This window comes from Paenibacillus sp. MY03 (assembly GCF_002165585.1).
Classification (GTDB): domain Bacteria; phylum Bacillota; class Bacilli; order Paenibacillales; family Paenibacillaceae; genus Pristimantibacillus; species Pristimantibacillus agaridevorans.
In genome coordinates, this window is the sequence record NZ_MXQD01000003.1 from 1 (window position 1) to 10585 (window position 10585).

A 10585-nucleotide genomic window follows, 5' to 3' on the forward strand; every position below is an offset into this window, starting at 1 on the left:
ATTACCCTCGAAGATAGAAAAACCGCGGATGGAAACAGCAATAAAGCTGTAAAAGTTCCTACTGTTGCCGCACCAATAATAATACGAAACTGATCAATTAGATTATATTCTAAGTTAAAATTTTTTGATAAATCAATAATGTTACCTGTAAGCGGGGCCTGTAGCATATTAGCTGTTCTTGAAATGAGCAGTATGATCCCCGATAAGGATAAAGCAACCGCCAATTTCCCTAATCGTACACCTGCTAAGCGAATAGAATAGGTAAGAGTTTCCGAAAGATGAATAATAAAAGTAAACATAGATACAAGCAATACTTGCTCCAACAATCGAACACCTCATATCGTTCTTGACGATAGTGAATAAAGATAAGACCTCTATATAAATTATATTGATGTAATAACCTTCAATAAAGAGAAATGAGCTCCTTGATTTTTTCCTGTTTTTCGCATACCCAGGGGACGGTACGGTTAGAACTGAAAAAATTTAGACTGAGCCTGGAAAATGAAACAGCGACAGCCAAGGACTTTATTTCTCGTCCTTGGCTGTCGCTATTGTCATTCAACTAACGGTCCCCTACAGCGTAATCCGGATCAGGAATCAATGGGGGCGAATCCGATAATGGCTTGACGGAATCTCTTTCGATTAACTTTGAGTTCACATACACAAACTGTGCCTCTTCATCGGGATGCTGGAGTCTCCACTGCATTCGTTTTAACGCCTTTTCTGCAAATTCGAATCTATCGATATGCATCGTCGTAAGTGCAGGGACCATAGTTTGACTGATCTCCGTATTATCGAAGCTGATAAGCGAAACATCTTCGGGTACCCGAACGCCATTGATTTGGAGCTTGGATAACAAGATATGCGCAGCCATATCGCAATAACAAACAAATGCCGATGGGAGCTGGTCCGGCAACGAAAAGTCGAAGTGGTATTTTCCCGACTCATCGTTATTGACGATATGCCATTCTTTGCGAATTTCAAGTCCGTGTTGTGTTAAGGCCCTAAAATATCCGCAATATCGGTCCATTACACTGCTGGTATAGTTTGGGTTACCGACAAAACCAATAGTATGGTGGCCTTTTTCAACCAAATAATTAGTTGTGAAATAGCCCATTCGGTAATTATCAGACACGATATAATCCAATCGCAGGTTGTTTTTGTAAAAGTCGATCGCAACGATTGGTATGGGCAGATTTAAAAGCAATTTTAAATAATCGCTCTTAATTTCACCCGCAATAAACAGGCCGCTCAGTTCGCTTTGATCTTGAGTAAACGATAAAGGGTAATTTAGGGCATCTTCTTCCTTTGGTTCTAAGATGTAAAGATTCAAAGTGTAGTTCAAGAGGGCACACTCTCGATTCAAGTAATAAAAGATCTTTGTATAGAAATCATCGATCTCCAGAAAAAAACGTTTTGGGACGATGAGTCCCAACTTATAGACGGTCTGAATAGGTTTTTCTTTACGGGTTACGTATCCCATTTGATTGGAAAGCTCTATGATCTGTTTCTTTAATGCCTCACTGACACCGGGCTGGTTTTTAAGTGCTTTTGACACCGTAACCTTAGTAATCCCGAGTTTACTGGCGATCTTATCCAGGGTTACTTTTTCTTTAGTCATACTCAACTCTCCTCCAAAAGATAACAAAAACCTATATGTGCATTATCGCAATTATATAATATTGTAACTTTACAAGTCAACAGAATAAACAAAGTGGTTTAATCGTCTTTACTATTGGTTTTATCGCTATTCAGTAATGAATGAAAGCGGAAACAAGAATAACGGGAACATAAAATAAAAGATGTTGACACAAAAATGTGAAGTGACATATACTTGCTTCGAAAGGTTATTTATTAAAAATAACCAAAAAAGTAAGGTTACAAAATCAATGAGGAGGGTGCTTGAGATTTATTGGAGGCTTATTAACTTGATGAGGTGCTTGGGGCGATTGACGCGTTTGGTTCCTCGCACTAACAAAATGGTGGTGTTAATAAATTGAAGCATAAGGGCTTAAGAGATTTGGTGAAAAATCGTTACATATATCTAATGACGCTCCCGGCTCTGTTATTCAGCTTGATATTTTCTTATTTACCGCTCGCGGGCATTACGATGGCATTCCAGGATTTTAATCCGATCAAAGGTATTTTTGGAAGCGAATTCATTGGCTTGCGAAACTTCGAGTTCTTTTTTCGAGGCCGAGATTGGTTCACCGTGACGTTTAACACCGTTTTTCTTAATCTTCTATTCATTGGATTTGGAACACTGCTGTCCATCACTCTTGCCATCATGTTATCCGAGCTTGGTAAAAGCTTGTTTGTTCGAGGCATGCAGTCGATCATGATTTTGCCCAACTTTATATCCTGGCCAATTGTGGGGCTGTTCTCTGTAGCATTTTTAACTGCTGATACGGGCACCTTGGACGGGCTTATGAAAGGGTTGGGTATCTCGGATGCTTATATGGAATCTTCGATTTGGCCTGTTATTCTGCTCTTTTTCAGCTTATGGAAAGGCGCGGGCTTTGGAGCCATTGTCTACTTGGCGGCAATTGCGGGCATAGACAGGGGACTATACGAAGCGGCTAAGATTGACGGGGCCAGTCGACTCCAATGCATTTTCCGAATTACGCTGCCGATGCTTAAAAGTACGATCATTATGTTGTTTTTGCTTGCATTAGGCGGGATATTCTCGGGCACGTTGGATATGGTATATTCGTTGGTCGGGGATAACTCATTCCTGTTTCCGACAACGGACACGATAGATACTTATGTATTTCGCGCGTTGCGTACGCAAGGCTCATTTGGGATGTCCCAGGCCGTAGCCTTGTATCAATCGATTATCGGGTTCATCCTTGTCGTGCTCTCCAATCAACTTGTCAAAAAATTCGATAAAGATTCATCCATTTTCTAGAGTGGAGCGGTGAAAGTAATGAAATTATCATCTTTGTGGTCGTTGTCTACTTTATTTTACTTATTTACGGCATTGTTTTCTCTGGCCTGCGTCTATCCGTTTGTACTCGTATTGACGAGCTCGTTGACCGATGAAGTGGAATTGATACGGAACGGCTACTCCCTGTTTCCTGAAACTTGGTCTATTGCTGCTTATAAAGCTATATTAAGCACTCCGACGATCCCGAGAGCCTATCTAGTAACCATATTTACAACCGTTGCGGGTACACTTATCAGCTTGATTGTTACCAGTATGATCGCCTATGCCTTATCAGGTCGAAAGCTGTATTACCGTAACCACATTAACTTCATTTTCTACTTCACGATGCTGTTTAATGGCGGACTTGTATCCTTTTATATTTTAGTAACCCGATACTTGCAGCTAACGGACTCCATTTGGGTTTATATTATCCCTTTTGTTCTCAATCCATGGAACATGTTCCTCATGCGTAACTTTTTTAACGAAATACCGGATGAGCTTTACGAATCGTCGAGGCTGGAAGGCGCGGGGGAATGGCGGATTTTATGGCAAATTGTTTTGCCGTTGTCATTGCCGGCGTTGGCAACCATTGGTTTGTTCTACGCCCTTATGTATTGGAACAGCTGGCAACCGGCACTTCTTTTTATTAACAATGACAAGTTATTTTCGCTGCAGTATATCATCATGCAGATTATTCGCAACATTGACATTGCACAGAATATCGCGGTCTCAAGTACGGCCGGTTCGGTTATCAACACCCAGCGACCACCTGCTTTTACCGTAAGACTCGCGACCGCCATGGTTACCATTGGTCCGATTATCTTTCTTTATCCGTTCCTGCAGCGATATTTTGTAGGAGGCTTGAAAATCGGGGCAATAAAAGGATAAATCACAGCTACAATCAGCAAAGCTGAATTAGCATATAAAAATTTCGGAGGGGTTAAATATGAAAAAAGGTATAAAAAAGACACTTTCTTTGATCTTTGCAGTCACCATGAGTACTTCTTTGCTTGCGGCATGCACCGGTAAAAACTCGCCATCGACACCGGATAAGGGCGAGTCGTCACCGACAAATGCGGTGCAAAACAATTCGTCGGAACCGCCCGCAGTTAAGACTCCGTTGGAGCCTGTAAAGCTGGAGGTCATGCTCTGGGGAGACAAGCCGAAGCAATTCGACGAGATTGTCGATGAATTCGAAAGACAGACCAAAGATACCTTGAACATTGACTTAAACGTGACTTGGACGCCGCTGGCCGACTACGGCAACAAAATAAAGCTGATGCTGTCAGCCGGGCAAAAGATTGACTTGGCTTTCGATGCACCGTGGTTGAACATGCCTGGTTTGATCGCTAACGGCAGCTATATTGAATTGGACAAGTATTTTAATAACGATCAATATCCGGGCTTGCAAAAAGCGTTCGGCGAAAGCTTGCTTAACAATAATAAATTTGTTGGTCCCGATAAACAGCAGCATGTTTACGGGGTACCGCTCGGTCAAGGTTATGCTCCCGTATATGCGTTGTATTACCGGAAAGACTTGGCCAAAAAACACGGTATATCGGAACTGAAGTCCTATGACGATATGATTGCTTACTTTGATGCAGTAAAAAATAATGAGCCTGGAATTACTCCATATATCTTTAATAAGGATCAATACCCGCCAGCATGGATTATTGACGGAAATAGAGCCATTAAAATCGATCAGGCCAAAAATAATATATGGGAAGTATCGACAGGCTCCGCTGGCGTAGCCAAATTGCATATTGTAGACAACCAGATTAAAGCAGCCTATTTGCCAGGGGAAAGCACGGATGCTTTGAAGGATTTTCCTGAGCCCTTTCATGCACTCGACTTCACAACCAATGAAGAGATATTGAATTGGAACGAGAAGGGTTACATCGAATCCAATGCAATCAACCGCAAGGATGCGCAAGATCAATTTACTGCAGGCACCGCCGGCTCGTACATGCAGACGTTAGACAGCTATGTCGCACTAGAGAACGCATTAAAAGCGGCAGTGCCGGGAAGCGAGCTGGGTGTATATGTGTACGAGAACAACGTGCGCAACATGGAACCGGCTTCTCTGCTAACCGAATTTAAGTTTTGGAACTTCTTGAGCATCCCCGCTTCGTCTAAGAATGCTGATCGTTCTATGATGTTCCTGGATTGGATCTTTGCAAGCCAACAAAATCACGACTTATTTGAATACGGAATTGAAGGTAAAAACTGGGTTGCGGTAGGGGACGATAAATACAAGCTTCCGGATGGAGTGGACCCTGGCCAGAACTACGCATTTCCTGGATACCAATTAACTTGGAATCCGAACTATATGCGTCTTGCAGAAGCATATCCGCAAGATGTAGTGGAGTATTACAGTTATGTTGCTCAAGATACGACGTTCCTCAAACAAGTTAGCGCCGGCTTTACTTTTAATGGGGAGCCTGTGAAAACCGAAATGACCAACCCTTCATTTGCAAAAATGGCCGCCGAAAACGCAGGTTTTGAGCTGGGACTCATTAAAAATATTGCGGACAACAAAGCCAAACAAGAACAGAATCTGTTGAAAGACAAGCAATTGCAGGCAGATATTCAGAAAATCAAAGCGGAATTGGTTCAACAACTGCAAGCGTTCTTGGATGAGCAATAATGACGGAACTTTGGACCGTTGATAAACTGCGGGAAAGGGGCGGCAACCAGCAACGGTGGCTGAGCCTTCCCGGTAGTCGCGTCGTTGTAAATCCTTTTAATTTCAAGAAGGCGGGGACGACGTCCCCTTCTTCGTACAGCAATCGATCCACAATGCCTATGAATATCGGATATCTCACTCCGCATATTCCCGAGTCCGAGATCGGGTTCGAGTTTGGCGATATGATTATGATTCACACGGATACCAATCGCTCGCCGCAGCGAATCGAGGGATGCGTATTAAATGTATCTGACCCGGCCCGGTGGACAATAAGCGAATATGATATTCCCGGTCATGGAACCGCCCTGTTCGACGTCTCTGGTATTACGATTACGGTTAATAGCGATGCAAGAGATTACTGGCAGTATCTTACGACGGAAATTGAGGTTGACCTTGATCAAACGCCAATGCTGAATGTGGTTGTGCCGGAATGTTTGTCCGCATGGAGCATTAAAGTTGCGCCGCTTGAGGCGGAGTCTGCAAGAGAAGATATCGAACTGATGACGGAAAATTCCAACTCGGGTGTCTTTAGCGTTAATATTGCCGAAGTGACCGGATGGGGAGGACGCAAGCGTTTTAAGCTGAGGTTATATGCTTATGGGTTTGGCAAATCCATAACCTTTGAAAAACTGGAGATTGCGGGCGTTTTGAATCCCTACGCCGATGCCATCCGGTTTGAAACCGAGTGGGCGCCTCACGAACTTGCCTTTCAAGCGTTTTATCGAAATCAAATGACGTTGGAAGGACGAGACTATTTCTATAACACGAACACGGTGTGCAGATCCATAACTTGTGCGCAAGAGGCGTCGGGCGCCGACATCATCTTGGGCGGCCGTTATACGGGACAGCTAACGTATGATCCCAGCCTGGCCATGCTTGTTGTAAAAGACAGACGGTATGCCTTCGCGATTCGACTATTAGGAGAACACGTTGAGGGGATGGTTTACTATGCCAATTATTGCGATTATTTAAGCGGCACTCGGGCATTGGAGGAGCCTCCGCAATACGGGTATTGGCAGATGCGGATAAAATCGGTTCGGAGCATCGGAGAAGGCATTCATCTTTTGGTCTCCTTCCCGGGTCCGCTTGAAACGGCCGAGAGCCTGGTACGGAATTTGAGCGCGATTTCGCTTCGGGAGTCGGTTGACGAACGTTTAACGGAAAAAAGGCAACAGAATGAACGATTTTGGAACGGGTTTTTGGAAAAGGTCCCATCGCCATCTTTGTTCTCACTGGATCATGTTCCATCCAAAGGAGTAACGCCTGATCAAGCGGAGGAACAGTATTATAAGGCATGGATTTTCCTGGCGTCCAATATGCTGGACGTATCGCCGGAAGCTGGGTATCCATACCCTCAGCTTTGCTGCGGCAAACCTTCGTTATGGGGGTCCGGGGCTCACGAAGCGCCTTATTCCGCTGCATGGGAAAGCCTCTTTGCGATACAACTGTACGCGTATATCGATCCTGACGTGGCTTGGAAAGCATTTAAAGGTCTGATGTCTTTGGTTGACCCGACCGGCATGCTCGGGGGAGAAAGTCTGCCCTCCAGAAAAGCGCAAACGGCCATGATTTTATACGAACTAACCGGAGATATAAATGCCTTGCGGTCCGTATATCCGTCAATCCGTTCATACTTACGCTGGCGTGTGGACAACCCGCGCTGGATTCTTGGATCGATTAATAACCCGAATTCGAAAGATTCGGAGTTCGTCGTGTCCGCCCTTATCGACATTTCTTATTTCATTCGAATGGCGGAATTGCTCGGCATGCAGGACGAGATTCCGATCTGGCAAGAAACGTATGCCGAATTATTGCAAAATTACAAAGCATGGTTTTGGGACGCGCCGGGCGGATTTCCTAATCAATATTACGATACCGCCACGGGAGCGAGAAACCCGGGCTGGACCTCCTGGGTGCTGACGGGCGTTTACCTCCCTTCCTTGGAAACGCCTTATGCGGAGAGCCTGATTAACCGGTTTCTGGGAGAATTCGACCCGAGCAAACCGTTTGGAGGACTTGCTTACCCCAAACATCCGGATATTAACTTCGACATTTACGGCTTGATACAGTTGGGTTTTCTGGAGGAGGCTCGGCAGCTTGTCGAGGTATGTATCCGCGATGTAACGATGTCCGGTTTTTTTGCGGAGCAATATGATGTGGAGGATAAACCCCATCCGACGGGAGTCAGGCCATCCATTTTCGGGTGTGCGCAATTAATAGAATGCGTACTTTTAAAAAACGGGTACCGCTTGGAAAACGGCAAGCCTTATCGGATGAATTTGTTCCATGAGCAAGGGCTGGTTGAGAGTTTTTAGGAAATGTATTCGAACATAGAGACTTCAAGGATTGGGAGTGTAAAAGCTGACTAACACCGTATCTTTAAATGAATGTCAATGGGGATTAATGGGCTTTTACAAAAACCAATGGCGACTATATGAGTCCATGGAACTCGGTCACGAGATCATTCCAGCTATTGGACATATGAAAGCAAGGATTCCCGGCAGTGTGCAAACGGATTTAATGGCGAATGGGTGGCTAAAGGATCCCAATTTAGGATTGGCCAGCTTGGACGGCGAGTGGGTTGATAACAGGGAATGGGTATATGAAACGAATTTCAGCATATCCGATGACTGGCTGCAAGATCGATGCGAACTCGTATTCGAAGGATTGGATTACTCCGGAGAAATTTATCTCAATGGCAGCAAAGTTGCGGGTTTTGAAGGCATGTTTATCCCCGTGAGACTGGATATAACAGACCGGATCCGTACAAATGGATCCAACCGATTGTTAGTCGTCTTTCATGCGGCGCCGGATATTGACGGACAATTCGGTTATTCCAATCAAATTCGAAAGCTGAAATCGCGTTTCAACTATGCCTGGGATTGGTGTCCGAGGATTGTCCCGGTCGGTATTTGGAGAGACGTCTATCTTCAAACCTACAGCGAGGTCAAAATCAATGATTTCTACCCCAATGCAATGGTAGAGGACAACATGATCGACGGCCATGTGCGGTTTCGTACGGAAGTGACCGTTCAGAGACGGGGCTCCTATACGATCTCTTACAGGGTCATGACAGACCAAGGCGAACAGAAGGCGATTGCCGTTCATACGATGGAGCTTGAATGCGGTAATTCATTTATTATTGAACACGAACTTGCAGTGGCTGACATTGCATTATGGTGGCCTAACGGGTATGGAAATCAACCGCTGTATGAGGTTTTCATTGAGATCACGAATGATAACCATATCATGAAATGCCAGGATAGGAAGCTTATCGGATTCCGTAAGTTGGAATTTATTAAAAATCCGAATTCCCCTGAAAGCGCTCTACCTTATACGCTCGTAATCAATGGCAGACCGATCTTCATGAAAGGCGTTAACTGGGTGCCTATTCGCCCCTTTTATGGAGATGTCAAGGCGGACGAATATGCCAACTATCTTGGCCGGTTTAAAGATATGAATGTAAATATTTTGCGAGTTTGGGGCGGCGCCATTATTGAAAAACAAGATTTCTATCAATACTGTGATGCCAATGGACTCATGGTGTGGCAGGAATTATTGCAATCTTCTAGCGGAATCAACAATACACCGCCGGACGATCCCAAGTTTCTCAATGATTTGGAGCAGGTGGCCATCTTTGCCATTAAGGAAAAAAGATCGCATCCAAGTCTTGTCATCTGGTGCGGGGGCAACGAGCTCATGTGGGAAGGGTTTAAGCCTGTCGATGAGAGACATGCCAATATTGCGAGACTAAAAAAAGTTGTCGAGGAGCATGATCCTGACCGTGGATTTTTGCCGACAAGCGCCTCCGGCCCAAGCTTTAATGCCAATGTCAAACATATGGGCAACGGGCTTCATCATGATGTGCACGGCCCCTGGTTATATTTGGAGGGGGATCACTACGAATTTTTTAACAAGGACGACTCACTATTGCTGTCCGAGATGGGGACTCCCGGTATTTCAAGAGCGGAAAATATTGAGAAATATGCGATAGGCTGTTCGGCTTGGCCTCCAACAAAGGAAAATCCGTATTGGGTTCATCGGGGGGCATGGTGGATTCAATGGGAGCAGTTAAACAGATTATTCGGCGAGTGGAGTCGCGATCATAATGAATTGCAAATATACAGTCAAGCCAGCCGGTATGTGCAGATGGAATCGCTGCGTTATGCGATCGAAGCGACTCGGAGAAGGGAGCCATACGCATCCGGTTTTATTATCTGGATGGGAAATGAACCCTTTGCCAACAACTCGAACACATCTGTAATCGAATATGACGGAATGGTCAAACCGGCTTATTATGCCGTAAAGAATGCATTTTCCTCACTCCATATTTCAGCGAAGTATGACAAGGTCAACTTTAGCGAAGGAGAGCGTTTCAGCTGTCAATTGTACTTGCACGATGAGCTTGGAACAAACGGACAGACCTTTGAGGTACAGGCCGAAATTGTAGGGATCGATGGCACGGTGTATAAGCAAGACAGGTTTACCTGTACTTCCGAACAACTTGCAACGCAAGTAGGCGAGCTGGATTGGATTGTCTCAGGGGCTCCGTACTCTCTCTTTTTCTTGAGATTGCAAGTAAGGGATAAAGAGGATGCGGTTGTCAGCACCAACACGTATCTGTACTCTATGGACTTGCTCTCCCCGTATCGACCGCTAAGACAGTTGCCTAAAGCATCGTTAGCTGTGGAACTTATGGGAGAAGGGCAGCTGCAGATTCGCAACGTCTCCGATATTACAGCGGTAGGTGTCATGATTCAAGAAAAAGAAGCTTCCAGGATTGTTTCATTTAACCATAACTATCTTCATATTTTCCCTGGAGAAAGCGTTACGATTGAGAGCTCTATGCAACCTATGGATTCGGTGGAGCAGCTTATCATAAACGGTTTCAACATTGGTTTGCCGAGCTAATCATCGAGTTAAAGAAAAGGAGGGTATTTGATGTTTAGGTTTATGAGATGGAATAGGTCTAT

7 protein-coding genes are annotated in these 10585 nt (G+C 44.7%); 5 read left to right on the forward strand and 2 right to left on the reverse strand.

The genetic code is table 11. From position 1 onward, the window contains the following. Positions 1 to 323, reverse strand: a 323-nt coding sequence (locus tag B1748_RS02525) for a lipid II flippase Amj family protein (RefSeq protein WP_256975493.1), incomplete at its 3' end; no start/stop codon positions are given. Between the two features lie 239 nt (positions 324 to 562). Then, positions 563 to 1621: a LacI family DNA-binding transcriptional regulator gene (locus B1748_RS02530; RefSeq protein ID WP_087566306.1), complete on the reverse strand. Its 1059-nt coding sequence runs from the start codon at positions 1619 to 1621 to the stop codon at positions 563 to 565. A 375-nt stretch (positions 1622 to 1996) separates the two neighbouring features. Between B1748_RS02530 and B1748_RS02535 the strand changes: the two genes are divergently transcribed. From B1748_RS02535 to B1748_RS02555, 5 genes are all read left to right on the forward strand, one after another. Continuing rightward, positions 1997 to 2908, forward strand: coding sequence for an ABC transporter permease (locus B1748_RS02535; RefSeq protein WP_256975494.1), 912 nt, complete (start codon positions 1997 to 1999; stop codon positions 2906 to 2908). 18 nt (positions 2909 to 2926) lie between these two features. Beyond that, positions 2927 to 3814: a carbohydrate ABC transporter permease gene (locus tag B1748_RS02540; RefSeq protein WP_087566307.1), complete on the forward strand. Its 888-nt coding sequence runs from the start codon at positions 2927 to 2929 to the stop codon at positions 3812 to 3814. A gap of 58 nt (positions 3815 to 3872) precedes the next feature. After that, a complete protein-coding gene (locus tag B1748_RS02545) occupies positions 3873 to 5573 on the forward strand; it encodes an extracellular solute-binding protein (protein ID WP_087566308.1) in 1701 nt (566 codons plus the stop codon). Then, positions 5573 to 7927, forward strand: coding sequence for a glucosidase family protein (locus B1748_RS02550; protein ID WP_087566309.1), 2355 nt, complete (start codon positions 5573 to 5575; stop codon positions 7925 to 7927). The genes B1748_RS02545 and B1748_RS02550 overlap by 1 nt, the downstream gene beginning before the upstream one ends. A gap of 166 nt (positions 7928 to 8093) precedes the next feature. Next, the gene (locus tag B1748_RS02555; protein ID WP_373271246.1) at positions 8094 to 10523 is read left to right on the forward strand and encodes a glycoside hydrolase family 2 protein; all 2430 of its coding nucleotides are present in this window, start codon (positions 8094 to 8096) and stop codon (positions 10521 to 10523) included. Positions 10524 to 10585: the final 62 nt, after the last annotated feature.

Bases quoted from the DNA above. Each gene is read 5' to 3' on its own strand.
- B1748_RS02530 (WP_087566306.1), bottom strand. From the start codon at position 1,621: ATGACTAAAGAAAAAGTAACCCTGGATAAGATCGCCAGTAAACTCGGG.
- B1748_RS02540 (WP_087566307.1), top strand. From the start codon at position 2,927: ATGAAATTATCATCTTTGTGGTCGTTGTCTACTTTATTTTACTTATTT.
- B1748_RS02545 (WP_087566308.1), top strand. From the start codon at position 3,873: ATGAAAAAAGGTATAAAAAAGACACTTTCTTTGATCTTTGCAGTCACC.
- B1748_RS02550 (WP_087566309.1), top strand. From the start codon at position 5,573: ATGACGGAACTTTGGACCGTTGATAAACTGCGGGAAAGGGGCGGCAAC.
- B1748_RS02555 (WP_373271246.1), top strand. From the start codon at position 8,094: ATGAAAGCAAGGATTCCCGGCAGTGTGCAAACGGATTTAATGGCGAAT.